Here is a 24,953-nt window from a genome sequence, read left to right as displayed (position 1 = left end):
GGAGCGGATCGCCGGACCTGCGCGCTGCGGCTGTCGCGTGCTCTGCCGGCCGGGTCGGACACCCCGTCCCGGCCGGCGATGGCCTCAGCGGTAGTTGTCGAACTGCAGAGCGACGTCGAGGTCGGCTCCGCGCAGCAGCTGCTGCACCGCCTGCAGGTCGTCGCGCTTCTTGCCGCTGACCCGCAACTGGTCGCCCTGGATCTGCGCCTGGACGCCCTTGGGGCCCTCGTCGCGGATCAGCTTGGCGATCTTCTTGGCGACGTCGGACTCGATGCCCTGCTTGATCGTCGCGCCGATCTTGTAGCTCTTCCCGGAGGACTGCGGCTCTCCGGCGTCGAGCACCTTCAGCGAGATGCCGCGTTTGATCAGCTTCTCCTTGAACACCTCCAGCGCGGCCGCGACCCGCTCCTCGGTGTCGGCCTGGAGGGTGACCCCCTCCTCGCCGGCCCAGGCGATGGTGGCGTTGGTGCCGCGGAAGTCGAAGCGTTGCGACAGCTCCTTGCCGGCCTGGTTCAGGGCGTTGTCGACCTCCTGGCGGTCCACCTTGCTCACGACGTCGAACGATGCGTCGGCCATGTCTTCCTCTCCGTGGGGGGCGGTTGCGCTCCCGGGACTCGTCGCGGGGACCCGTCACCACCGGTCCCCGCGTCTTGTAGTCTCTCCCGCGTACCGAGCAGCACGCACCGCACGGCGGGTTGCCCGAGTGGCCAATGGGAGCGGACTGTAAATCCGTCGGCTTAGCCTTCGAAGGTTCGAATCCTTCACCCGCCACGCCCGGTACGACGGCCCCCGACCAGCAGGTCGGGGGCCGTCGCCCTTCCCGGCGTGGTCAGGGCAGCGTGGGTGCCCGCGCGCTGGCGACGGCGGTGCGCTCCAGGGGCTCGCCCCCGAGGAACAGCCAGTCGAAGGCTATCTGCACGTAGCGGGTGCAGCGCACGGTCACCTCGGCGCCGTCGGTCTCGGCCGACCAGCCGTCCAGCTGCACCCCACCGTCGGCGAGCTGGTCGGCGACCGCCACCTGGGCCGCGGCACGGGTGAGCGGGAGCTCGGTCCCCAAGCCGCGTGCGTAGACCGCCGCCTCGTCCGCCTGGTTGGCGGCCGCCAGGGCGGCGCTGTCGCAGACCGACTGCACCTCCTGCTGCTCGAGGAAGGCGTCGGAGGCGGCGATGGCGCCGAACGCCATCAGCGCCGCGACGACCCAGCAGACCAGGACGAACGGGAGCGTCGATCCCCGCTCCGGATCGCGGTCGAGAGGGCGCACGCGGAGGAGCCAAGCAGGCGGTCGGGGTTGTCCACCACCTGTGGACACGAACTGTGGACATTGTGGACGGACTGTCACCCGGTCCCGTGATGCCGGGCCCGTCGCTGTGGACGGTCGGGACGGCCAGCCATGGCTGGGATCGCGCTCCTGAGCGGTCGAACCGCCCCGCTACGTGACCCTTCGTGCGACCCGAGTGGCGGAAGGTCACGACATGACGTACGCGCGCGGCGTGTCGTCACCGAGGTGCTTGATGCCGTCGATCACGGGAAGCATTGTCTTCCGCGCGGTCCGTATTCGACGACGCTCTGCCCCCGCGCGTGGATGGCTGCCGCAGCCAGTCTTTTCGTGTCCAGAGGGAGGCGCCATGAACACCACCATGCAGCGTGAGGGTCGGTCGGTCCGCGGGAGCAAGTGGACCCGGGGCAGCAAGTGGACCCGCGGGAGCAAGTGGACCCGCTGAGGTCTGGTAGCTCTCTTCCACCCGATCGGGTGATCGGCGGGACGGTCGACTCCTCGGAGCGGCCGTCCCGCCTCATGTTCTGAACCCGGCGTGCCGATGAGCCGCGAGGGCGGTCCTCTCGACGGGCGAGAGGGTTGCGATGACCTCCATCGCTGTTAGCCTTCGCCCGCCCGACGACCCGGGGAGTTCACTTGCAGGTGGCCGAGCAGCACGTTCGCGAGCCGAGAAGGGTCCACGCCCTGCGTAGTCCCTGGTTCGTGGCCGTGCTCGGGCTCGCGTTCGGGGTTCCGGTCGGCGTGCTCCTCCTGATCGACGGCCCCTCGCGGGTCGACGTCCCGGTGCTCGTGGCCGTCTTCCTCGCGGCCGTCGCCGCCGAGCGGCTGAACGTGCACGTCGAGTTCCGGCGGCAGAGCATCCACAGCTCCGCCAGTGAAGTGGCCTTCGTGCTCGCCCTGATCGAGCTGGGCGGCGCGTGGACGGCCGGAACCCGTGCCGCCGCAGTCGCTCTCGTGCTTTCCCTCCAACGTCTGCCGGCGCCCAAGGTCGTCTTCAACGCCGCCGTGGCGGTCCTGGAGGCCGGGGTGGCGGTCGCCGTCCTGTCGGCCCTGCCGGCCGGTGACGTCACCGCCCCCCTGACGTGGATCTCCTGCCTCCTGGCCGTCTTCGCCGCCAACGTCGTGGGCGCCGCCTTCGTGGCCGGGGCGATCACCCTGGCCCAGGGCTACCCCGGTCGCGCCGTCTGGACGAGCCTGTTCATCCCGGTCGTCGTGATCGGGCCGGTCGCGGTGCTGATCGGCCTGACCGCCCTGCTGCTCCTCCACGCCACCCTGTGGTCGTGGCTGATGATCGTGCCGCTGATCGCCGCCCTGGTGCTCCTCTACCACCGCTTCGCGGCGGTCACCCGGGAGGGGAACTCGCTCGAGCAGGTCTACGAGTTCGCCCGCCGTGTGGAGGAGGTGCAGCCGGACGAGGCCGGCACCCGCCAGATCGTGCAGGCGGTGCGCGAGCTCCTCAACGCCGAGCGCGTGGCGCTCTGGTTGCCCCCGTACCTCGACGAGGGGCCGCGGCTGGTCGTGGCCACCGAGCACGGGGCCGACTGGTACGACGGTCCCGGCGACCCCGACGACCCGCTCCGCCGGCGGGCCGTGGCCTCGGCCGATGGGGTCATCCACGTGGCAGCGGCCCGCGCTGACCACGCCGAGGGCGCGGCGCTGGCCCGCCGGGGCGTCTCGGACCTGCTGGGCGCGGCAGTCACGACGGCGGCGGGGGAGCCCGGCTACCTCGAGGTCTGCGACCGCCGCAGCGACCTGGTGACCTTCAGCAGCAGCGAGCGCGGAGCGCTGGACTCCATGCTCACCCACGTCAACGCGGCGATCCGGCAGCAGCAGCTGCTCACCCGCATCCGTTACGACGCCGACCACGACCAGCTCACCGGGCTGCCCAACCGCCAGCGCCTGGCGGCCGAGATCGACCAACTGCTCACCGCCGACCCGGCGGGTGGGCGGGCCGGCCTGATCCTGGCCTCGCTCGGCACCTACGCCAACGTCACCGACACCCTCGGGCACGCCGCCAGCGACGAGCTGCTGCTCGTCACCTCCGGGCTGCTGCGCGAGCACGCGCCGCCGCGTGCACTGCTGGCCCGCATGGAGCGCGAGCAGTTCGCGGTGCTCCTGCCCGGTCTCTCGCTGGCCGCCACCGAGCAGGCCGCCCGACGGCTGCGCGAGGCCGCCGCGACCCGCGTCCGCGTCGCCGGGCTCGACCTCGAAGTCTCCCTCACCATCGGCGTCGTCGCCGCACCGGTGCACGGCACCGACTCCGGCATCCTCATGCAGCGGGCCGACGTCGCGCTGCTCGCCGCGGAGAGCTCCGGCGGCGTCGCCAGCTACCACCCGATCCTGGACCAGCAGAGTCTCCGCCGTCTCCAGCTCGGCACCGAGCTCGAGCAGGCCATGGCCGACCGCCAGATCGGCGTCGTCTTCCAGCCGGTGATCGACGCCCAGTCCAACGACATCGTCTCGGTGGAGACGCTGGTCCGCTGGGTCCACCCGCGGTACGGGAACGTCCCACCGGAGGACGTGATCGACCTGGCCGAGCAGATCGGCCGGATCGGCGCGATCACCGACCACGTCCTGGACCTCGCGCTGGCCCGGTGCCGCCGGTGGCTGGACCAGGGCATCGCGCTGTCGGTCGCGGTCAACGTGTCGGCCCGTTCCCTGGCCGAGCCGGACCTCGTCGAGCGCATCCGCGGCGCGCTCCTGCGGCACCAGGTGCCGGGGGAGCTGCTCATCCTGGAGCTCACCGAGAGCAGCGTCGTGGACGACGCCGTGCGCGAGAGCTCGGTCCTCGACGACCTGCACGACCTCGGGCTGCGGCTCGCGATGGACGACTTCGGCACCGGCTACTCGTCGCTGTCGCAGCTCCGGCAGCTGCCCATCGACGAGCTGAAGATCGACAAGTCCTTCATCCTCACCATGGCCACCAGTCAGGGAGAGTCGTTCATCGCGCGGTCGATCATCGAGCTGGCGCACAACCTCGGGCTCTGCGTCGTCGCCGAGGGCGTCGAGGACGAGATGACCCGGAACCAGCTGGCCCTGATGGGCTGCGACAAGCTGCAGGGCTTCCTGATCAGCCGGCCGCTGCCCGAGGACCGGCTGGAGAAGTGGTTACTGGCCCGTGCGGGGGTCCGCTCGGCCACGCCCGGCGCAGCTCACCGCCGGCTGTTCGTCCGGACCTGAGGAAGGACCTGCCTGCCCCACCGCTCGCACGCTCGCGGCGGGCCCCTGCGCGGACGGCGCGGAGGGGTGCTGTAGAGTTCTCGACGGTTCCGACCAACGCCCCTTTAGCTCAGTCGGCAGAGCGTCTCCATGGTAAGGAGAAGGTCTACGGTTCGATTCCGTAAAGGGGCTCTGGCAGTAAACTGACCGGCCGGTCCTGTCGCGAGACCGGGCCGCACGGTCGTCCCGGCGGTGTAGCTCAGCCTGGTAGAGCAAGCGGCTCATAATCGCTGTGTCACCGGTTCAAGTCCGGTCACCGCTACTCCCGACGGACCCCGCACCCCGGGGTCCGTCGTCCTGTCGGCACCCGCCGGCCGCAGTACCAGGTCCCCTTCCGGGAACCTGCCCCCACAAGGCTAGGAGCGCCCCATGGCAGCCACCGACGTCCGTCCGAAGATCACCCTGGCCTGCCAGGAGTGCAAGAGCCGGAACTACATCACCCGCAAGAACCGGCGGAACGACCCCGACCGGCTCGAGCTGAAGAAGTACTGCCCGCGCGAGCGCAAGCACACCGTGCACCGCGAGACCCGCTGACGGTCTCCGACAGCTGAGCCGAGGGCGGGAGCATGACGCTGGACCGGGAACTGGTCGGGCGCAGCTACCCGCCCTCTGCCGTCTACGAGGTCGGTCGCGCCAAGATCGCCGAGTTCGCGACCGCGGTCGGCGCGCCCGATCCGGTGCACCTCGACGCCGACGCCGCTCGCGCGGCTGGTCACCCCGACGTGATCGCGCCGCCCACCTTCGCCGTGGTGATCAGCCTGGAGGCGGCGTTCGTGGTGCTGAGCGATCCTGAGGTCGGTCTCGACTACAGCCGGGTCGTCCACGGCGAGCAGAGATTCCTCCACCACCGCCCGATCCGGGCCGGCGACCGACTGGTCGCCACGACCACCATCGACGCCGCCCGGACCGTGGCCGGCAACGACCTGCTGACCGCCCGGGTGGAGCTGGCGACCGAGGACGGCGAGGCCGTCTGCACTGCGACGTCGATGCTCGTGGCACGGGGCGAACAGGGGACGACGTGAGCGTCGAGGTGGGCACCGAGCTGCCCGAGCAGGTCTTCCGGATCACGCGCGCGGACCTGGTCCGCTACGCCGGTGCCTCCGGTGACTTCAACCCGATCCACTGGAACGAGCGCGTCGCCACCGCGGTCGGGCTGCCGGGCGTCATCGCCCACGGCATGTTCACCATGGCCCTCGCCGGCCGCGCCGTCACGGCCTGGACCGGCGACCCGGCCGCCGTGGTGGAGTACCAGGTCCGCTTCGGCCGGCCGGTCGTCGTCCCCGACGACGACGAGGGTGCCGAGCTCACCGTCCGCGGCAAGGTCGGGGCGCTGCTGGACGACGGTCGCGCCCGCGTCGACCTGACGGTCACCAGCGAGGGCGAGAAGGTCCTCTCCCTCGCCCGTGCGGTGGTGCGCCTCCCGTGAGCCGGCGTCGGTCCGGAGAGCTGCTGCTCGTCGCCCTCCTGCTGACCGGCTGCACCTCCTTCGCCGACGGGGATCCGGCCCGAGACGCCGTCGCCCCGACTCCGACCGAGGTTCCGGCCGACGCGTCGGGCTGCCCGGCGCAGCGCGCGGAGCCCGACCCGGACCGGCCGGAGATCGCCTACGACTTCCGGCTCTCCGACGACCTGCGCACCGTCACCGGCAGCGAGACCGTCGTCTTCACACCGGACCTGCCCACCGGCGAGCTGGTCTTCCGGTTGGTTCCCAACGCTCCCGAGTCGCGGCCCGCCGGGCACCGGGTGACCGTCGACGACGTCAGCGGCGACGACGTCGTCGACGGCGGGTACGAGGAGGCCGGCGGCGCGGCGCCCGGCGGGCTCTACGTCGTGCGCCTGGGCGAGGAGCTGAGTGCGGGGGAGTCCACCGAGGTCCGGCTGGACTTCACGCTCACCGTCGGCGAAGGCGGGTTCGAGCGGTTCGGGGCCACCGAGGGCGTCACCTGGTGGGCGAGCGGGGCGCCCCTGCTGGCCTGGGAGGCAGGGGTGGGTTGGGCGCGCGATCCGTTCGTCGGGTTGACCGGCGAGACGGCGAGCAGCGAGGCCGCCGACAGCACGGTGACCGTGTCGGCCCCGGAGCAGCTGACCGTCCTGATGACCGGGGCGACGGCGCGGCCCTCCCAGCCGGTGGGCGGCCGCCGGACCTGGCGGTCGACCGAGCCCGTGGCCCGCGACGTCGCCGTCGCGGCCGGCCTGTTCGGGACGGCGGAGCGGGAGACGCCGGGAGGTGTGTGGGTCCGGGCCGGCGCGATGCTGGGCGGCGACCTGGAGCCGGGGGAGCTCCTCGACGACACGATGGCCGCGATCGCCGAGCTGGAGACGTTCCTCGGGCCCTTCCCCTACGACACCCTGACCGTCGCGCTGCTGCCCGACTACGGCGGCGGCATCGAGTACCCGAGCATGATCCTGCAGGCCACCCCCAGCCGGGAGGTGCTGGTCCACGAGGTCGCGCACATGTGGTTCTACGGGATGGTCGGCAACTCGCAGTTCCGCGACCCGTGGCTGGACGAAGCGTTCGCCACCTGGGCCGAGGCGGTGCCCGACCCGCCTTCTGCTCGGGCCGTGGAGAGCGCCCTCGGCCGCGAGGGGGTCGTCGGCGGAGCGATGGACGAGTTCTCCGGGGACGGCCCGTACGTGAGCACCGTCTACCGCAAGGGCGGTGCTGCGCTGTTGGCGGCGCGGGAGGCCGCAGGGGCGGAGGCGTTCGACGAGGCGATCCGCTGCTACGCGGACGCCGCCGCGTGGTCGATCGCCACGCCGGCGGACGTCCGCGCCGCACTGGCCGACCTGCCCGCGGCGGTCGACGTCCTCGTCGCGGCCGGGGCGCTCGCCGAGTAGCGGGAGGATTCCCGCGCTACTCGGCGGAGCCGAGGAGGCGCTGCATCCGGCTGACGCCCTCGACGAGGTCGTCGTCGCCCAGGGCGTAGGACATCCGGACGTAGCCGGGCGTGCCGAAGGCCTCGCCGGGGACGACCGCCACCTCGGCCTGCTCGAGGATGAGCTCGGCGAGCTCCGCGCTGGTCTCCGCGGTGCGGCCACCGATCGGACGGCCCAGCAGGCCCTTCACCGACGGGTAGACGTAGAAGGCGCCCTGCGGCTCCGGGCAGGCGATGCCGGGGATCTCCCGCAGCATCGACACGATCGTCGTCCGCCTGCGGTCGAAGGCCTCGCGCATGGCGGCCGCCGCCGACAGGTCCCCGGTCAGCGCGGCGACGGCGGCGGCCTGGGAGACGTTGGCGACGTTGGACGTCGCGTGGGACTGGAGGTTGGTCGCCGCCTTCACCACGTCGGTGGGGCCGGCGATCCAGCCGACCCGCCAGCCGGTCATGGCGTAGGTCTTCGCGACGCCGTTGACCACGACGCAGCGGTCGGCCAGCTCGGGGACCAGGACCGGCATCGACGGCGCGGTCACGCCGCCGTAGGTGAGGTGCTCGTAGATCTCGTCGGTCAGCACCCAGAGGCCGGCGTCCAGCGCCCAGCGGCCGATCTCCTCCACCTGCTCCGGCGGGTAGACCGCACCGGTGGGGTTCGACGGCGAGCAGAAGAGCAGCGCCTTGGTGCGCGGGGTGCGCGCGGCTTCGAGCTGGGCGGCGGAGACGAGGTAGCCGCTCTGCTCGTCGGCGACGACCGGCACCGGCACACCGCCGGCCAGCCGGATCGCCTCGGGGTAGGTCGTCCAGTAGGGGGCGGGCACGATGACCTCGTCGCCCGGGTCGAGCATCGTGGCGAAGGCCTCGTAGACGGCCTGCTTGCCGCCGTTGGTGACCAGCACCTGCGCCGGGGTGAGCTGCAACCCGGAGTCCCGCGCCGTCTTGGCGACGATGGCCTCCTTGAGGGCGGGCAGTCCACCGGCCGGGGTGTACCGGTGCATGGCCGGCGTGCGGGCGGCGGCGATGGCGGCCTCGACGATGTAGTCGGGGGTGGGGAAGTCCGGCTCCCCGGCGCCGAACCCGATCACCGGCTTCCCGGCCGCCTTGAGCGCCTTCGCCTTGGCGTCGACGGCCAGCGTCGCGGACTCGGCGATGGACCCGATGCGACGCGAGATGCGGCGCGCGGCGGGCGGCAGCTCGGTCGAGGGGGTGGCGGACTCCGGGGCGGAGGCGGCGGTCATGGGCCCATCGTGTCAAAGACCGGGGCCCGAAGGGACCGCCGCCCGTCGCCGACGTCGCGATCCGGCGGAAGGGGGAGGGTCGACGGGACGTTGGCTGCGCACCCGGACGGTCCCGTACACTGGCATCCCTGGGGCAGTTGACCCCGCCACCGGCGTGCCCCGGAACTCCTCGGAGATCGGGATGCGGCTGCGGCGAGGCGGCCGTTCCAGGGCCCGTCCGGGCACAGGGGTGTAGCTCAATTGGCAGAGCAGCGGTCTCCAAAACCGCAGGCTGCAGGTTCAAGTCCTGTCACCCCTGCCCTTGCCGCCGGTGCGCCGGCGACGAGCACGTCAGCACCACCGAACGGCAGCACGACATCGGCACCACCTACCGACGGCCCTCCCCGGAGCGGCCACCACGACGAGGCGAGCGAGGCGCAGTGAGCGACGAGAAGCCGGGCCGCGAGGACGACGCGCGCGCCGCCTCCGACGCCGAGCTCACCGACGAGCAGCTCGACCGCGAGGCCCCGGGCGTCGAGGACGCCGAGGCGCTCGAGGCGGCCGAGGACGAGGTCGCCGGCGAGGCCGCGACCGAGGAGGACAAGGTCGTCGCCACCCCCTCCCGTCGTGGTGGCCGCGGGCGCATCACCGCCGGTGACGAGGACGAGGACGACGAGCCGGTCGCGGGCACCCGCGCCGCGCGCACGGCGTCGCGTCCTCCCCGGGACGGCACCGGGACCCGGTCCCGCGCCGCGGCCGAGCGCGCGCGGGCCGAGGAGCTCCGTCCTCGGCGTTCGCTCCTGCGGTTCCTCCGCGAGGTCGTCGCCGAGCTGCGCAAGGTCATCTGGCCCGGCCGGCGCGAGCTCATCACGTACACCACCGTCGTCATCGTGTTCGTGACGTTCATCGTCGCCCTGGTGGCCGGGCTGGACCTGCTCTTCGCACGGGGCGTGATCGCCGTCTTCGGCTGACCTCCGCACCGTGCCGCTCCGCCCCCTGACAAGGAAGAGACCTCTGTGACCGACCCCCGCGAGCCCTTCGAGACCGACAGTGCGGTCGAAGGCACCGATCTGGACGACGCCCGCTTCGACGTGCGCGGTTCCGCCGACGTCGAGACCGGTGCCGGTGAGACCGGCGCCGCCGAGGGTTCCAGCGACACCGCCGACCTGCAGACCGACACCGAGGGCTCCGACGTGGTCCCCGAGGTCGAGGGCGGCGATCCCGCCAGCCTGGCGAGCGACCCGCTCGCGGCCCCGGCCGCCGACTCCGACGTCGAGCCGGCGGAGGACGAGGACCCGGCCGAGGCGATGAAGAAGGCGCTGCGGATCGCTCCGGGCGACTGGTACGTCGTCCACTCGTACGCGGGCTACGAGAACAAGGTGAAGACCAACCTCGAGGCGCGCATCCAGTCCCTCGACGTGGAGGACTACATCTACCAGATCGAGGTGCCCACCGAGGAGGTCACCGAGATCAAGAACGGCAAGCGCTCGCAGGTCAACCGCAAGGTCCTGCCGGGGTACCTGCTGGTCCGCATGGAGCTCAACGACGAGTCGTGGGGCGCCGTCCGGAACACCCCCGGCGTCACCGGGTTCGTCGGCGCGACGTCGAAGCCCTCGCCGCTGACGATCGACGAGGTCGTGAAGATCCTCGTCCCGGCCACCGCGCCGCAGGCGCCCGGCCGCACCGCCGAGGCCGCCGCGTCCGGTGGCGGCGTCGCCGCCGCAGCCCCGGCCGCCGTCGTCGACTTCGAGGTCGGCGAGTCGGTGACCGTCATGGACGGCCCGTTCGCGACGCTGCCCGCCACCATCAACGAGATCAACGCCGAGCAGCAGAAGCTGCAGGTGCTGGTCTCCATCTTCGGCCGCGAGACGCCCGTCGAGCTGTCGTTCAACCAGGTCAGCAAGATCTGAGCGCTCGACGGCGCTCCGAGCACCAGCTGATCCACCAGAGATAGAAGGAAGTCATGCCCCCCAGGAAGCGGTTGACCGCGGTCATCAAGCTCCAGATCAAGGCCGGCGCGGCCACCCCCGCGCCGCCCGTGGGTCCGGCGCTCGGCCAGCACGGCGTCAACATCATGGAGTTCTGCAAGGCCTACAACGCGGCCACCGAGTCGCAGCGTGGCGACGTGGTCCCGGTCGAGATCTCGGTCTTCGAGGACCGGAGCTTCACCTTCATCACCAAGACCCCGCCGGCCGCGCGCATGCTGCTCAAGGCTGCCGGTGTCGAGAAGGGCTCCGGCGAGCCGCACAAGACCAAGGTCGCCACGGTCACCCGTGACCAGGTCCGCGAGATCGCCACCACGAAGATGGCCGACCTCAACGCCAACGACCTCGAGCAGGCCGAGAAGATCATCGCCGGCACCGCCCGGTCGATGGGCATCACCGTCACCGGCTGACGTCGGTCCCCAGCACCAACCAGCAGTCGTGGGAGGGCCTCGCCAGGCCCGCGCACCACGTGATCGGGGCTCTGCTCATCAGGAGCGGCTCCGCAGAGAGGAACCACCATGGCGAAGCACGGCAAGAAGTTCCGCGCCGCGGCCGACAAGGTCGACCGCGACAACCTGTACACCCCGCTCCAGGCCGCCTCGCTGGCCAAGGAGACGTCGACCACCGCCTACGACGCCACCGTCGAGGTCGCCATGCGCCTGGGCGTCGACCCGCGCAAGGCCGACCAGATGGTCCGCGGCACGGTCAACCTGCCCCACGGCACCGGCAAGACCGCCCGCGTCATCGTGTTCGCGACCGGTGACAAGGCCGCCGAGGCCGAGGCGGCCGGCGCCGACGTCGTCGGCTCCGACGACCTGATCGAGAAGATCCAGGGCGGCTTCCTGGACTTCGACGCCGCGATCGCGACGCCGGACCAGATGGCCAAGGTCGGCCGGATCGCCCGCATCCTGGGCCCCCGTGGCCTGATGCCGAACCCGAAGACGGGCACCGTGACGCCCGACGTCACCAAGGCCGTCAACGACATCAAGGGCGGCAAGATCAACTTCCGCGTGGACAAGCAGGCCAACCTGCACCTGGTGATCGGCAAGACCTCGTTCGACCAGGCCAAGCTGGTGGAGAACTACGCCGCCGCGCTCGACGAGGTGCTCCGGGCCAAGCCCGCCGCCGCCAAGGGCCGGTACGTCAAGAAGGTCACCATCTCCACCACCATGGGCCCCGGCATCCCGGTCGACCCGAACCGCACCCGCAACCTGACGGTGGACGAGCCCGCCTGATCTGGGATCGAGCCGTCCCGGGGGCCCCGCAGCGCATGACGCTGCGGGGCCCTCGTGCCATCGGACTCCCGGGACGCTGGTCCTGACGTCCATCGCGCTGCTGCGGTCCGCCGTGCCGCACCGGTAGCGGCTCCCCGACCACGGCGCCCGGCTCGACGGGCGCTCGGCCCTGGAGTCCTGCCGTGCCCGATCCCGTCGTCGGGCCCTCCCGCCGCGCGGGTCGCGACCAGCTCGCCGGACTGGTCAACGCGCACATCCGGCCTGTGTGGGGGCGGAGTCGGTTCCCGGCTCGTGCAGCACCTGGCTGCATGGCTCCGGGTCGGCGGGACCAGTCGCCTCCTCGTGGCGCTGGGCGGCGAGGACGTCGACCTCGAACCGTGGTTCGGCCGATGGGGATGGCGGTGGATCGGCACCGTCCGGCGTGGATGGCAGCGCGTCCAGCGTTGAACCGACGCCGGCTACCGGCACCGCCGGGGCGTCGCGTACTCTTCTCCTCGTTCCCCCCAAGACCGCTGGTCGTCGCACGTCCGCGTGCGATCGAAGGTCCCGGACTCCGGGCGACCCGCGCAGGTGGACGGTTCGATAGCCGGGCGTCATCGTGCGCCCGCCCTTCGCCCCGTGCGCGCTGCGCCGGGGCGTTCTCCGTCTCCGGGGCGTCGATCGCCCGTCGTCGTGCAGCGTCCAGAGGTCGCCCGACAGACGAGAGGAGGCCCATGCCCACGCAGGCGAAGGCCGCGGTGATCGACGAGATCACCGATCGGTTCCAGAACTCGAGTGCGGCGGTGCTCACCGAGTACCGCGGGCTGACCGTGGCGCAGCTGACCCAGCTGCGCCGTTCCCTCGGTGCGGGCAGCAGCTACGCCGTCGTCAAGAACACCCTGACGAAGCGGGCAGCGGACTCGGTCGGTTTCTCCGACCTCGGCCCGCTGCTCAACGGACCGACCGCGATCGCCTTCATCGAGGGTGACCCGGTCGAGGCCGCCAAGGTCATCCGTGACTTCGCCAAGGCCAACCCGATGCTCGTCGTCAAGGGCGGCGTCGTCGACGGTCGTACGGTCGACGCCTCCGAGGTCACCCGCCTCGCCGACGTCGAGCCGCGCGAGGTCCTGCTGGCCAGGCTGGCCGGCGCGATGAAGGGCAACCTGACGAAGGCCGCCGGGCTCTTCCAGGCCCCGCTGTCCCAGATGGCTCGCCTGGCCGAGGCGCTCAAGGAGAAGAAGCCCGCCGAGGCTGCCGCTCCCGAGGCCCCCGCCGCCGAGGTCGCTGCCGAGGCTCCCGCCTCGGACGACACCGCTGCTGCTGACACCACCCCGGCCGCCCAGGCCACCGATTCGCCGGCCGCCGACGCGGCCAGCGACGACTGACCCAGAAGGAGATCACCATGGCGAAGCTTTCCAGCGCCGAGCTGCTCGACGCTTTCAAGGAGATGACCCTCCTCGAGCTGTCCGACTTCGTGAAGCAGTTCGAGGAGACCTTCGAGGTCACCGCTGCTGCTCCCGTCGCCGTCGCGGCGGCCCCGGCCGCCGGTGGTGGCGGTGGCGACGCCGCTGCCGCCGTCGAGCAGGACGAGTTCGACGTCATCCTCGAGGCTGCCGGCGACAAGAAGATCCAGGTCATCAAGGAGGTGCGTGGCCTCACGTCCCTCGGCCTCAAGGAGGCCAAGGACCTGGTCGACAACGCCCCGAAGCCGATCCTGGAGAAGGTCGCCAAGGACGCTGCCGACAAGGCCCGTGCCGCGCTCGAGGGCGCCGGCGCCACCGTCACCGTCAAGTGAAGGACCCCGCTGCCCCCCACGCCTCGCCAGCTCGGCGCGGGACCCTGCAGCGGGGCCGTTCCAGGAACGTCGCCTAGCCGTTCCACAGCGTCACCTCGCGGCTCCGCCGCACCAGGGCCGTCCTCCGTCAGGAGGACGGCCCTGTCGCATGCTGGGGTGATCCTGTCGCGCGGGACGAGATTGGAGTCACCGAAAACGCGTGACACACGTAACCTCGCCTCCGCACGTTCGTTACTGGTCGGTAGTGGTGTGTGCCACGGCGACTCCGGATGCGGGGTCGTCGAGGTTGCCGCACACTGCCGGGGCCCGCCATCGCGGCGGGGCGGGGACCGGCAGCAGAGCCGGAACGGGAGGCAGGGACACGTGGGCGTCGCAGTCGAGGTCTCGGGGCTGACCAAGTCGTTCGGCAGCCAGAACATCTGGAGCGATGTCACGCTGACGCTGCCCCCGGGTGAGATCTCGGTCCTCCTCGGCCCCTCGGGAACGGGCAAGTCGGTGTTCCTGAAGTCCCTCGTCGGGCTGCTCAAGCCCGAGAAGGGCTCGATCGTCATCAGCGACACCGACATCGTGCGCACCAGCGAGCACCAGCTCTACGAGATCCGGAAGCTCTTCGGCGTCCTGTTCCAGGACGGCGCGCTCTTCGGGTCCATGACGCTGTACGACAACATCGCCTTCCCGCTGCGCGAGCACACGAAGAAGAGCGAGTCCGAGATCCGGTCGATCGTCCTCGAGAAGATGGACATGGTCGGTCTGCAGGGCGCCGAGGGAAAGCTGCCCGGTGAGATCTCCGGCGGTATGCGCAAGCGTGCGGGTCTCGCCCGTGCCCTGGTCCTGGACCCGGAGATCATCCTGTTCGACGAGCCGGACTCCGGCCTCGACCCGGTCCGCGTCGCCTACCTCAACCAGCTGATCGTCGACCTCAACGCCCAGATCGACGCCACCTTCCTCATCGTCACGCACGACATCGGCACCGCCCGCACCGTGCCGGACAACCTGGGCCTGCTGTTCCGCCGCAACCTGGTCATGTTCGGCCCGCGCGAGCAGCTGCTCACGTCCCAGGAGCCGGTCGTCCGCCAGTTCCTCAACGGCCGGCGCGAGGGCCCGATCGGCATGAGCGAGGAGAAGGACGTCGCGCAGGTCGAGGCCGAGATGGCCGCCCTCGAGGCGCGCGGCGGTGACTCGCACAACGGGGTGGGTCCGAAGGGCGCCAGTGGCGGCGACGCCGTCCCGCCGCAGCTGACGCCCAGCGAGGGGCTGCCCGAGCGCAAGGCCGAGCGCCGCCGGCAGGAGCGGGTCGCGCGGATGTTGCACGAGTTCGACCCGGAGACCCAGGCCGCGATCCGCCAGTCCCTGCCCGAGGACCTGCTGGCCAAGGCCGAGTCCGGCGCGTTCGAGCCGACCCGGGCCGGCGGACGGCACTGGGCGGCTGAGCCCGATGCGCACGGCACCGAGGGCCAGACCGCCGGATCGACCGCGACCGCCGTGCTGCCCCGACGGGGCGGCGAGGAGTGACCGCCACCGACAAGCCCAAGGCTCCGGGGCTCCTCGACGGCAAGCTCTCGCCGACCCGCCCGCTGCGGGCCAGCGGCAACCTGTTCGCCTTCGCGCTCGACGTGCTCCGGGCGCTGCCCAAGCGGCCGTTCCAGCTGCGCGAGTTCCTGCAGCAGGCGTGGTTCGTCGCCAGCGTCACCATCATCCCCACCGCCCTCGTCGCGATCCCCTTCGGCGCGGTGATCGCGCTGCAGCTGGGATCGCTGACCCGGCAGCTGGGTGCGCAGTCCTTCAGCGGTGCGGCGTCGGTGCTCGCGGTGGTCCGCGAGGCCAGCCCGATCGTCACCGCGCTGCTCATCGCCGGCGCCGGTGGGTCCGCGATCTGCGCCGACCTGGGTTCCCGCAAGATCCGCGACGAGATCGACGCCATGGAGGTGCTGGGCATCAGCCCGATCCAGCGCCTGGTGGTGCCGCGGGTGCTGGCCGCGATGCTCGTCAGCACCCTGCTCAACGGCCTGGTCAGCGTGGTCGGCGTCGCGGGTGGCTACTTCTTCAACGTCGTGCTCCAAGGGGGTACCCCGGGTGCCTACCTCGCCTCGTTCAGCGCCCTGGCGCAGATCGAGGACTTCTGGGCCTCGGAGTTCAAGGCGCTGGTGTTCGGGCTCATCGCCGGGATCGTCGCGTCCTACAAGGGGCTCAACGCCGGCGGCGGGCCGAAGGGCGTCGGTGACGCGGTGAACCAGTCCGTCGTCATCACGTTCCTGCTGCTGTTCGCGGTGAACCTGGTGATCACCGCGATCTACTTCCAGCTCGTTCCGCCGAAGGGGCAGTGATGACCCTCCTGTCTCCCGGCGACCGCATCAAGATCGGCACCCGCAGGATCGTCCGCAAGGTCTACAAGCAGCCCCTCGACACGTTCGAGGACCTCGGCGACCAGATGACGTTCTACGCGCGGGCGCTCGCCTGGACCCCGCGCACGCTGCGCCGCTACAAGAAGGAGACGTTCCGGCTGCTCGCCGAGGTCACCTTCGGCAGCGGGGCGCTCGCGGTCATCGGCGGCACGGTCGGCGTCATCGCCGCGCTCGCCTTCTTCACGGGGTCCGCCGTCGGCCTGCAGGGCTACGCGGCCCTGGACCAGCTGGGCACGGCTGCCTTCACCGGCTTCCTCTCCGCGTACTTCAACACCCGGGAGATCGCCCCGCTGGTCGCCGGCGTGGCCCTGTCGGCGACGGTCGGTTGCGGCTTCACCGCCCAGATCGGCGCCATGCGGATCAACGAGGAGATCGACGCGCTCGAGGTCATGGGCGTCCCGTCGCTGCCGTTCCTGGTGACCACCCGGATCATCGCCGGCTTCATCGCGGTGGTCCCGCTCTACGTGCTGGGTCTGCTCACCAGCTACTTCGCCACCCGGCTGATCGCCACGCAGGGGTACGGGCAGTCGACCGGCACCTACGACCACTACTTCAACCTGTTCCTGCCACCGGAGGACGTGCTGTGGTCGTTCCTCAAGGTGCTGGTCTTCGCGGTGGTCATCATCCTGACCCACTGCTACTACGGGTACCGCGCCAGCGGCGGTCCGGCGGGCGTCGGGCTGGCCGTGGGCCGCGCGGTGCGCTTCTCGATCGTGGCGATCAACATCATCGATCTGTTCCTGTCGCTGGCCATCTGGGGCTCGACGACGACCGTCCGGATCGCGGGGTGACCAGCTGATGTCCACGGAAAAGGGCCACGTCGTCCGCCGCCGCGTGCAGGGAGTGGTGTTCTTCGTCGTCCTCGCCATGCTGCTCGGCCTCTCGGTGGCGACCTACCAGAAGGCCTTCACCGACATCGCCCGCGTGACGCTGCGCGCGGAGACCGCCGGCAACCAGCTGCAGGAGGCCTCCGACGTCAAGATCCGCGGGGTCATCGTGGGCGAGGTGCGCGAGGTGGCGGCCAGCGCCGACGGGGCGGAGATCGAGCTGGCCATCAACCCGGAGTACCTCGACCAGATCCCGGCCGACGTGAGTGCCCGCCTGCTCCCCAAGACCCTGTTCGGGGAGCGCTTCGTCTCCCTCGAGCTGCCGGAGCAGCCGAGCTCGGAGCGGCTGGCCGACGGCGACGTCATCGGTCAGGACCGCAGCGAGAACGCGATCGAGTTGCAGCGCGTCATCGACGACACGCTCCCGTTGCTGCAGGCGGTCCAGCCGCAGGACCTCTCCTACACCCTCGGCGCGGTCGCCGACGCGCTGCGCGGCCGTGGTGACTCGCTGGGGGCCAACCTCGCCGCCACCGGCAAGTACTTCGGCGAGCTCAACACCGTGATGCCGCAGATCCAGGCCGACATCTCGGGTCTGGCCGACTTCGCCGAGACCTACGAGGGTGCCGCCGACGACCTGCTTGCCGTGCTGGACAACCTCGCAGTCACCAACACCACGGTGGTCGACCAGGCCGAGCAGCTGCGCCGCACCTTCACGGTGGGGGCCAGCTCGTCCAACGTGGCGGCCGGCTTCCTGGAGACCAACGAGCGCAACCTGATCTCGCTGGCCGAGACGTCGCGCCCGGTGCTCGGCCTGTTCGCCGAGTACTCGCCGGTCTACCCCTGCCTGCTCGAGGGGCTGGCCCGCTCGGTGCCACGGATCGGGGAGACCTTCGGCGCCGACGGCGACCCGGCCCTGAACCTCAACATCCAGATCGTCCTGCCGCCGCGCAACGGCTACCAGCCGGGGGACCAGCCCGCGTACCAGGACACCTCGGGGCCCGACTGCCGCGGGCTGGACGACATCGACGGCGAGATCGCCCAGGCGGCGTCGGGGGAGTACTACTGCCCGTACCCGCCCAACGACGGCATCGAGTCGCCGGAGAGCGCGGAGCGTCCGGAGCCGGCCTGCTACCGCGGCGGGGCCGACGACGGCGGCAACCCGCCGCCGAGCGCGGCCAGCAGCGGCAACTCCTTGCCCAGGAACCTGGCCGGGTCGACGGCTGAACTCGACTTCGTCCGGAGCCTGCTGGCCCACCAGCGCGGCGCAGAGCCCGACGAGGTGTCCGACCTCTCGGCCTCCAGCCTGGCGCCGATCCTGCGGGGGAAGAGCGTGATGATCCGATGAAGGGGCAGCTGCGCGGCATGGCCGGGCCGCTGACCAAGCTGGTCGTCTTCGCGGTGGTGACGATCCTGGCCGCCTACGTGCTGGTCACGACCATCACCAACGCCGGTTACGGCGAGCAGGCCACCTACCGCGCCCAGTTCACCGACGTCGCCGGGCTCGTGGAGGGTGACGAGGTGCGCATCGCCGGTGTCCGGGTCGGTCAGGTCACCGGGATCGAGGTGGCCGAGCAGTCCGACCTGAATGCCCGCCCCATGGCCGAGGTGCAGCTCGAGGTGGCGGCCGACATCCGGATCCCCGCCGCGGTCGAGGCCACGATCCGCTTCCGCAACCTCGTTGGGCAGCGGTACATCTCGCTGACCGAGGGCGACGGCTCCTCCGGCGAGACGCTGGACGAGGAGGCGGTCATCCCGCTCGACCAGACCACCGAGGCGCTGGACCTGACCACGTTGTTCGGTGGGTTCCAGCCGCTGCTGCAGGCGCTGTCGCCGGCGGACGTCAACCGGGTGTCCTTCGAGATCATCCAGGTCTTCCAGGGCGAGGGCGGCACCATGGAGAGCCTGCTGGCCCACGTGGCGTCGCTGACCGACTCGCTCGCCGACAAGGACGCGGTGATCGGCAGCGTCATCGACAACCTCACGACGGTCATGAGCACCGTCGCCGCCCGTGACCAGCAGCTGTCGGACCTCGTCGTCAGCCTGCAGCAGTTCGTCACCGGCCTGGCGGGGGACCGGGACGCCATCTTCGACTCGCTCCAGACGATCGACGAACTGGCCGTGGCGACGAGCGGCTTCCTCGCCGACGTCCGGCCGCCGCTCGCCGCCGACATCCAGGCCCTCGAGGACCTGTCCCGCAACGTCGCCGACTCCGGTGACCTCGTCGAGGAGTTCCTGCAGCTGGCACCGACCAAGCTCGACCTCACCACCCGGACCGCCATCAACGGCAGCTGGTTCAACTTCTTCATGTGCCGGGCGGGGGGCACCGTCACCCTGCCGGCGCCGGTGACCCCGGCCAACCCCACGGGCACGGCGTTCTCCCGGGAGTTCGACTTCGACAGCCAGGCTGAGGGGTGTGGGTGATGGCGCGCCGGTCAAAGAACTTCCGCGACAAGAACCCCGTCGTCGTCGGGGCGGTCAGCCTGACCGCCATGGCCCTGCTGATCCTCCTCGCGTTCAACGCGCAGTCCCTGCCGCTCATCGGCGGCGGGACCGTCTACAAGGCGCAGTTCTCCGAGGCGGCCGGGCTGAAGGCCGACGACCCCGTGCGGGTGGCCGGCGTCAAGGTGGGCAACGTGGAGAGCCTCGCCCTCGAGGACGGCGCGGTGACGGTGGAGTTCCGCGTGAAGGACGCCTTCGTGGGCGATCGCTCCGAGGCGGCGATCAAGATCGAGACCGTGCTCGGTGCCAAGTACGTCGCCCTGGTGCCGCGCGGCTCCGCCGAGCTCGACCCCGACGTGGGCATCCCGCTCGAGCGCACCGCGTCCCCCTACGACGTCGTCGAGGCCTTCGCCGACCTGTCCTCGACGGTGCAGGAGATCGACACCGCCCAGCTCGCCAGCTCCTTCGAGGTGCTGGCCGACACCTTCGCCGACACCCCGGACGAGGTCCGCACGTCGCTGGAGGGGCTGGCCCGGCTGTCGGACACCATCGCCTCGCGGGACGCCCAGCTGCGCGAGCTGCTGGGTGCGACCCGCAAGGTGACCGAGGTCCTGGCCGACCGCAACGGCGAGTTCACCCAGCTGATCGTGGACTCGAACACGCTGCTCACCGAGGTCCAGGAGCGGCGGGAGCTGATCGACTCGATCCTGACCAGCACCCAGGAGCTGTCGCGCCAGCTGTCCGGGCTCGTCTCCGACAACCGTGAAGCGCTCACGCCGGCGCTGCAGCAGCTGTCGCGGGTCACCGACATCCTGTCGCGCAACCGGGCGGCGCTCGCCCAGACGGTGAACGAGCTGGCCCCCTTCGTCCGGGTGTTCACCAACACGCTCGGCAACGGCCGCTGGTTCGACAGCTTCGTCAACGACCTGCTGCCGACGGTCGTCGGCGCCGCCATCTGCACCGGGGTCGAGACCTCGGTCACCGGCTGCACCTCGGGAGGTCAGTGATGAGCGGCACTCTGCAACGTGCTGTCGCCGCCGCAGCGGCGCTGGTGCTCCTGGCGGCGCTGGGCTGGACGATCCTCCGGCCGGCCGGTCAGTACCGCGTGACGGCGTACTTCGCCGAGACGGTCGGTCTCTACCCGGGGTCGGAGGTTCGGGTCCTCGGCATCGCCATCGGCACCATCGACGACGTCGTCCCCCTCGGGGACCGGGTGCGCGTCGAGATGAGCATCGACGACGACTACGACGTCCCGGCGGACGCCAACGCCATCGTCCTGGCGCCGTCGCTGGTCTCGGACCGGTACGTGCAGTTCGCGCCGGTCTACGACGGCGGCCCGAAGCTCGAGGACGGCGCCGACATCCCGATGGACCGCACCGCGATCCCGGTGGAGCTGGACGCGGTCTACGGGGCGCTCGACGAGCTCTCCGCCGCGCTGGGCCCGAACGGCGCCAACGAGAACGGGGCCCTCTCCGACCTCGTGGACGTGGGCGCGGCCAACCTCGAGGGCAACGGTGACGCGCTCAACCGCACCCTCACCGGCTTCTCGCAGGCGGTCGAGACCCTCGCCGACAACCGGGAGGACCTCTTCGGCTCCCTGGAGAACCTGCAGACCTTCACCTCGGCGCTCGCCTCCATCGACGCCCAGGTCGGCATGTTCAACGACAACATGGCGGCGGTGGCGGACCTGCTGGCCTCCGAGCGCGAGGACCTCGCGGAGGCGGTCACCCTCCTCAACGACGCCCTCGCCGACGTGGCCGGCTTCGTCCGCGACAACACGGCGCTGCTGACCACCAACGTCAACCGGCTGGCCGACGTGACGCTGGTGCTGGTCCAGCAGCGCAACGCGCTCGCCGAGGTGCTCGACGTGGCGCCCGCCGCGCTCAGCAACCTGGCCCGCGCGTACAACCCCGACTACGGCACGCTGGACACCCGCGACAACGGGGTGGGTTCGCTCAGCCCCGAGGTGGTCGTCTGCGGTGCGCTCTACCAGCTGGGCCGCGTGAACCTGGAGGCCGACCTGCCGGTGGCGCTGCCCGACCCGGGCGCTCCGCTGCGCACCGGCGTGGAGCAGATCTGCGCCCGGCTGCTGTCCGGCGACGCGGACAACGCCAACGGACCGGACGACCTCAACGGCAACGGGACCCCCGACCGGGACGAGATCTACGAAGCCATCTTTGGCGGAGGCGGTGGCGGGGGCGGTACGCCGCGGTTGCCGGTGGGCTTCGTCCCCGTCGCGACGGAGGCAGCGGAATGACCAGGACCCGTCGAGTGATGGCGCTCGGCGCCGGGCTGCTCCTGCTGAGCGGGTGCGGTTTCCGCGGCGCCTACTCGCTCGACCTGCCCGGCGGCGCGGACGTCGGTGACGAGCCGTACACGGTGCAGATCGAGTTCCTCGACGTGCTCGACCTCGTACCGCAGTCCGGCGTCCGCGTGGCCGACGTCGCGGTGGGCCGGGTCGAGGACATCGAGCTCGGGGACGACTGGACGGCGGTGGTGACGGTCACGGTCAACGGCGACGTCGACCTGCCGGCCAACGCGGTCGCGGCGATCCAGCAGTCGTCCCTGCTGGGGGAGAAGTACGTCGAGCTCGCCCCTCCGGGCGGGACCGTCGAGCCGCAGGGTCGGCTCGAGGACGGTGACCGGATCACCCTGGACCGGACCAACCGCAACGTCGAGGTCGAGGAACTGCTGGGTGCGCTCTCCCTGGTGCTGAACGGCGGGGGACTGGCCCAGCTCCAGACGATCAACCGGGAGCTCGGCGACGCGCTCGAGGGCCGGGAAGCCGACATCAAGGCCACGCTGACCCAGCTCGACACCTTCATCGGTGGGCTGGACGCGCAGAAGGCGGAGATCAACCGCGCCCTGGACAACGCCAATGCCCTCGCCGCCAGCCTCGCCGAGCGCACGGCGACGATCGAGACGGCGCTGGACACGATCGGCCCCGGGCTCGACGTCATCAACGAGCAGCGCGACCTGCTGGTCTCGATGCTCGAGGGCCTCGCCCGGCTGGGAGAGGTCGGCACCCGGGTGATCCAGCAGTCGGCGGCCAACACCGTCGCCGACCTGCAGCTGCTGCAGCCTGTGCTCACCCAGCTCGCCGCCGCCGGGCCGAACCTGGCCGGCTCCCTCGAGCTGCTGCTCACCTACCCTTTCCCGGACAGCTCGCTGTCCGCGCTGAACTACCGGCAGGCGCAGTCGGGCGGCATGGCCCTGTTCACCAACATGACCGCCACGCTCGACTTCGACCTGAGCACCATCCTGTGCCGCTACGTGATCGACCAGGACGGCTCGCTGCGCCAGCTCCCCGTGACCGACGTCCTCGTCGGCGACCGCTGCGGCGTGGAGGGCGGTACCGGTGGCGGTACCGGTGGCGGGACCGGCGGCGGCTCGGCGGCCGCGGCGTCGACGTCGCCGACCGGGCTCGAGGGCGTGGCCGGCTCCGTGGTCGACGCGGTGCCCGGCGCCCCGGACCAGACCGGGCTCGCCGGCCTGCCCCAGATCCCGGAGGTGGGTCAGTGATCAACCGCGTCACCAACATCAAGCTGATCGCCTTCGTCCTCGTCGCGATCCTGGGCATGGCGTACCTGGGCTTCAAGTACGTCGGTCTGGACCGCCTGCTGCTCGGCACCGGGTACGAGGTCGCGGCCGACTTCGAGGACTCCGGCGGCATCTTCGTCAACGCCGAGGTCACCTACCGCGGTGTCGCGGTGGGCCGGGTGTCGGACATGACGCTGGTGGACGACGGCGTCCGGGTCGAGCTCACGATCGATCCGGGCACGGACCCCATCCCGGCCGACACCGAGGCCGTGGTGGCCACCCGCAGCGCCGTCGGTGAGCAGTACGTCATCCTGCGGCCGACCAGGGAGGGCGAGCCCTACCTGGAGGACGGAGCGGTCATCCCCCAGGAGCGCACCAGCATCCCGGTGCCGGTCGAGCAGATGCTGCTCAACATCGACGAGCTGGTCGGATCGATCGACCCGGAGAGCCTGCGCATCGTCGTCGACGAGCTGGGGCGGGCCTTCGCCGGCTCCGGTGACGACCTCGGGCGGCTGGTCGACAACGGTGACCTGCTGCTGGCGCGTGCCCAGCAGTCGCTGCCCGAGACGCTCCGGTTGATCACCGACGGCCAGACCGTCCTCGACACGCAGCGGGACAGCCGCTCGGCGATCCGGCAGTGGGCGGAGGACCTGCGGCTGTTCACCGACACGCTGGTCGACATCGACCCGGAGCTGCGCGGTCTGGTGGTCAACGCACCCGACGCGGGAGAGGCCCTCCAGGGGCTGGTCGAGGACGCCGGACCGGGGCTGGGCTCGTTGGTGCGCAACCTCGACATCCTCAACAAGGTCACGATCCCGCGGTTGGACGGGGTCCGGCAGATGCTGGTCACCTATCCCGACGCCGTGAGCGGCGGGTTCACCGTCGTGCGCCGGGACGAGGACGGCGTGCTGCGCTCGCACTTCGGCCTGGTCCTGACCCAGCAGCCGCACTCCTGCGTGACCGGCTACGTGCCCACCGCCCAGACGCCCAGCCAGGGGGCGGTGCAGGGCGTGGACACCGACGCGGTGGGGTGCCAGGTCTTCGACGGCGTCGACCCCCGGCCCGACGACGGGTACGACGAGAACGGGTCGAACATCCGCGGTGAGCAGAACATCGGCAGCGGCGGCGGTCGCGGGGCCGCCCAGCCCGGCAGCAGCGCACCGGGCGGCGGTGGGGCCAACCCGCTCAGCCCCCTGACCGACCTGCTCAACGGTGTGTTGCACGCCACCCCGGTGGCGTCCGCGCTCGGCTGACCATGGCATGCTCACCGGCCCGGACGACGACGCGTCGTCCGGGTCGGCCACGACGACAGGGAGGAACTCGCGGGTGATCAGCGACGCGCGGGCGCATCCGCCGGAGGCGGAGGACGCCACCGGGCCGGTCGACGGGGCCACTCCGACCGACGACGGCTCCGTGCCGACCGGTCCGGCCGAGCCGACGGATGTCGACGCCGACGCGGCGACGATCGTCGAGTCCCCCTCGCGACGCCGCGGCCGGGGCCGCGGGACCGGTCCGACCGAGGGCGACGAGGTGCTCGAGGACGGCGAGGAGCGGCGGGGACCGCGGGTCGCGCTGCCCGTGCTGCCGCTGCTGGGCGCCCTGCTCGTGCTGCTGCTGGCCGCGATCGCGTTCCTGTGGTTCACGCGCCCCGCGGAGTCCGACATCAGCACCGCCGACTACGCCGAGGCGTTGCGGGCCGCCCGCTCGGGGGTGGTCGACGTGACCTCCTTCGACCACCTCACGATCGACGACGACATCGAGCAGATCCGCCGCGTGGCCACCGGTGACCTCCGCGAGGAGGCGGTCGCGCAGCTGGAGGACCGGCGCGAGGAGATCACCAGCTCCGAGGCCGTGGTGAACACGGAGGTGGTGGGCGCCGGGGTCACCGCCGCGGACGAGGACAGCGCGACCGCGGCCCTGCTCATCCAGTCCACGCAGCAGTCCAACGCGAGCGAGCAGGCGCAGGTCGTGAAGTACCGCATCCAGGTGGAGCTCGAGAAGGTGGACGGCCAGTGGCGTCTGTCCGGGATCACGGGGCGGTGAGCCGACGATGAGCGAGGACTCCGGCAACCGTTCCCGTCCCACCCCGCGGCCGCGGCCCGCGACCTTCCTCTTATACACATCTGACGCTGCCGACCAAATCCACAAAAAGAAATACAGTGGACT

24 protein-coding genes and 4 tRNA genes are annotated in these 24,953 nt (G+C 71.4%); 25 read left to right on the top strand and 3 right to left on the bottom strand.

What is annotated here, in order from left to right:
- Window positions 1–84: 84 nt before the first annotated feature.
- Entirely contained in the window at window positions 85–576 is a 492-nt protein-coding gene (locus tag C5508_RS09955; protein WP_104524786.1) for a YajQ family cyclic di-GMP-binding protein, read from the bottom strand.
- A gap of 113 nt (window positions 577–689) precedes the next feature.
- Here C5508_RS09955 and C5508_RS09950 point away from each other — a divergent pair.
- A tRNA-Tyr gene (locus C5508_RS09950) sits at window positions 690–771 on the top strand.
- Between the two features lie 58 nt (window positions 772–829).
- On the opposite strand, the gene C5508_RS09945 is transcribed toward C5508_RS09950, so the two are convergent.
- Window positions 830–1,261 carry a pilus assembly protein TadG-related protein gene (locus tag C5508_RS09945; protein WP_104524785.1) on the bottom strand — a complete coding sequence of 144 codons (432 nt, stop codon included), beginning with the start codon at window positions 1,259–1,261 and terminating at the stop codon, window positions 830–832.
- A gap of 657 nt (window positions 1,262–1,918) precedes the next feature.
- On the opposite strand from C5508_RS09945, the gene C5508_RS09940 reads away from it, so the two are divergent.
- The 7 genes from C5508_RS09940 (at window position 1,919) to C5508_RS09910 (ending at window position 7,333) form a co-directional block, all read left to right on the top strand.
- A complete protein-coding gene (locus C5508_RS09940; RefSeq protein WP_232797033.1) occupies window positions 1,919–4,456 on the top strand; it encodes a putative bifunctional diguanylate cyclase/phosphodiesterase in 2,538 nt (845 codons plus the stop codon).
- 98 nt (window positions 4,457–4,554) lie between these two features.
- Window positions 4,555–4,627, top strand: a tRNA-Thr gene (locus tag C5508_RS09935).
- A 56-nt stretch (window positions 4,628–4,683) separates the two neighbouring features.
- Window positions 4,684–4,757, top strand: a tRNA-Met gene (locus tag C5508_RS09930).
- Window positions 4,758–4,864: 107 nt separating this feature from the next.
- Window positions 4,865–5,029, top strand: a complete 165-nt coding sequence (gene rpmG, locus C5508_RS09925) for a 50S ribosomal protein L33 (protein WP_104524783.1) — start codon at window positions 4,865–4,867, stop codon at window positions 5,027–5,029.
- A 32-nt stretch (window positions 5,030–5,061) separates the two neighbouring features.
- A complete protein-coding gene (locus tag C5508_RS09920; RefSeq protein ID WP_104524782.1) occupies window positions 5,062–5,517 on the top strand; it encodes an FAS1-like dehydratase domain-containing protein in 456 nt (151 codons plus the stop codon).
- A complete protein-coding gene (locus tag C5508_RS09915) occupies window positions 5,514–5,921 on the top strand; it encodes a MaoC family dehydratase (protein ID WP_104524781.1) in 408 nt (135 codons plus the stop codon). Before C5508_RS09920 ends, C5508_RS09915 begins: the two co-directional genes overlap by 4 nt.
- Entirely contained in the window at window positions 5,918–7,333 is a 1,416-nt protein-coding gene (locus tag C5508_RS09910) for a M1 family aminopeptidase (RefSeq protein ID WP_104524780.1), read from the top strand. The genes C5508_RS09915 and C5508_RS09910 overlap by 4 nt, the downstream gene beginning before the upstream one ends.
- A 16-nt stretch (window positions 7,334–7,349) precedes the next feature.
- Here the strand turns inward: C5508_RS09910 and C5508_RS09905 are convergent, their stop codons facing one another.
- On the bottom strand, window positions 7,350–8,606 hold the full coding sequence (locus C5508_RS09905; protein ID WP_104524779.1) for a pyridoxal phosphate-dependent aminotransferase: 1,257 nt from the start codon (window positions 8,604–8,606) through the stop codon (window positions 7,350–7,352).
- Between the two features lie 225 nt (window positions 8,607–8,831).
- On the opposite strand from C5508_RS09905, the gene C5508_RS09900 reads away from it, so the two are divergent.
- The 17 genes from C5508_RS09900 (at window position 8,832) to C5508_RS09820 (ending at window position 24,830) form a co-directional block, all read left to right on the top strand.
- Window positions 8,832–8,904: transfer RNA gene (locus tag C5508_RS09900), tRNA-Trp, on the top strand.
- Window positions 8,905–9,025: 121 nt separating this feature from the next.
- Window positions 9,026–9,556: a preprotein translocase subunit SecE gene (secE, locus tag C5508_RS09895; protein WP_104524778.1), complete on the top strand. Its 531-nt coding sequence runs from the start codon at window positions 9,026–9,028 to the stop codon at window positions 9,554–9,556.
- A 45-nt stretch (window positions 9,557–9,601) separates the two neighbouring features.
- A complete protein-coding gene (nusG, locus tag C5508_RS09890; protein WP_104524777.1) occupies window positions 9,602–10,495 on the top strand; it encodes a transcription termination/antitermination protein NusG in 894 nt (297 codons plus the stop codon).
- A 53-nt stretch (window positions 10,496–10,548) separates the two neighbouring features.
- On the top strand, window positions 10,549–10,980 hold the full coding sequence (gene rplK / locus C5508_RS09885) for a 50S ribosomal protein L11 (protein ID WP_104524776.1): 432 nt from the start codon (window positions 10,549–10,551) through the stop codon (window positions 10,978–10,980).
- Between the two features lie 108 nt (window positions 10,981–11,088).
- Window positions 11,089–11,805, top strand: a complete 717-nt coding sequence (gene rplA / locus C5508_RS09880) for a 50S ribosomal protein L1 (protein WP_104524775.1) — start codon at window positions 11,089–11,091, stop codon at window positions 11,803–11,805.
- 713 nt (window positions 11,806–12,518) lie between these two features.
- Window positions 12,519–13,169 carry a 50S ribosomal protein L10 gene (rplJ, locus tag C5508_RS09875; RefSeq protein WP_104524774.1) on the top strand — a complete coding sequence of 217 codons (651 nt, stop codon included), beginning with the start codon at window positions 12,519–12,521 and terminating at the stop codon, window positions 13,167–13,169.
- Window positions 13,170–13,186: 17 nt separating this feature from the next.
- A complete protein-coding gene (gene rplL / locus C5508_RS09870) occupies window positions 13,187–13,579 on the top strand; it encodes a 50S ribosomal protein L7/L12 (protein ID WP_104524773.1) in 393 nt (130 codons plus the stop codon).
- Window positions 13,580–13,942: 363 nt separating this feature from the next.
- Window positions 13,943–15,091 (top strand): ABC transporter ATP-binding protein, encoded by a 1,149-nt coding sequence (locus tag C5508_RS09865; protein ID WP_104524772.1) that lies wholly within the window; start codon window positions 13,943–13,945, stop codon window positions 15,089–15,091.
- On the top strand, window positions 15,088–15,903 hold the full coding sequence (locus C5508_RS09860) for an MlaE family ABC transporter permease (protein WP_232797032.1): 816 nt from the start codon (window positions 15,088–15,090) through the stop codon (window positions 15,901–15,903). Before C5508_RS09865 ends, C5508_RS09860 begins: the two co-directional genes overlap by 4 nt.
- Window positions 15,903–16,772 carry an ABC transporter permease gene (locus C5508_RS09855; protein ID WP_104524794.1) on the top strand — a complete coding sequence of 290 codons (870 nt, stop codon included), beginning with the start codon at window positions 15,903–15,905 and terminating at the stop codon, window positions 16,770–16,772. Before C5508_RS09860 ends, C5508_RS09855 begins: the two co-directional genes overlap by 1 nt.
- 7 nt (window positions 16,773–16,779) lie before the next feature.
- Window positions 16,780–18,153, top strand: coding sequence for an MCE family protein (locus tag C5508_RS09850; RefSeq protein WP_104524771.1), 1,374 nt, complete (start codon window positions 16,780–16,782; stop codon window positions 18,151–18,153).
- Complete coding sequence (locus C5508_RS09845) at window positions 18,150–19,229, top strand: MCE family protein (protein ID WP_104524770.1); 1,080 nt, start codon at window positions 18,150–18,152, stop codon at window positions 19,227–19,229. The genes C5508_RS09850 and C5508_RS09845 overlap by 4 nt, the downstream gene beginning before the upstream one ends.
- A complete protein-coding gene (locus C5508_RS09840; RefSeq protein ID WP_104524793.1) occupies window positions 19,229–20,254 on the top strand; it encodes an MCE family protein in 1,026 nt (341 codons plus the stop codon). Before C5508_RS09845 ends, C5508_RS09840 begins: the two co-directional genes overlap by 1 nt.
- Window positions 20,254–21,504, top strand: a complete 1,251-nt coding sequence (locus tag C5508_RS09835) for an MCE family protein (protein ID WP_104524769.1) — start codon at window positions 20,254–20,256, stop codon at window positions 21,502–21,504. The genes C5508_RS09840 and C5508_RS09835 overlap by 1 nt, the downstream gene beginning before the upstream one ends.
- Complete coding sequence (locus C5508_RS09830) at window positions 21,501–22,769, top strand: MCE family protein (protein WP_104524768.1); 1,269 nt, start codon at window positions 21,501–21,503, stop codon at window positions 22,767–22,769. Before C5508_RS09835 ends, C5508_RS09830 begins: the two co-directional genes overlap by 4 nt.
- A complete protein-coding gene (locus tag C5508_RS09825) occupies window positions 22,766–24,040 on the top strand; it encodes an MlaD family protein (protein WP_104524767.1) in 1,275 nt (424 codons plus the stop codon). The genes C5508_RS09830 and C5508_RS09825 overlap by 4 nt, the downstream gene beginning before the upstream one ends.
- Window positions 24,041–24,113: 73 nt before the next feature.
- Window positions 24,114–24,830 carry a hypothetical protein gene (locus tag C5508_RS09820; RefSeq protein WP_104524766.1) on the top strand — a complete coding sequence of 239 codons (717 nt, stop codon included), beginning with the start codon at window positions 24,114–24,116 and terminating at the stop codon, window positions 24,828–24,830.
- Window positions 24,831–24,953 lie beyond the last annotated feature (123 nt).

This window comes from Blastococcus atacamensis (genome assembly GCF_002938425.1).
Classification (GTDB): domain Bacteria; phylum Actinomycetota; class Actinomycetes; order Mycobacteriales; family Geodermatophilaceae; genus Blastococcus; species Blastococcus atacamensis.
This window is presented reverse-complemented; position numbering and strand designations above follow the sequence as displayed.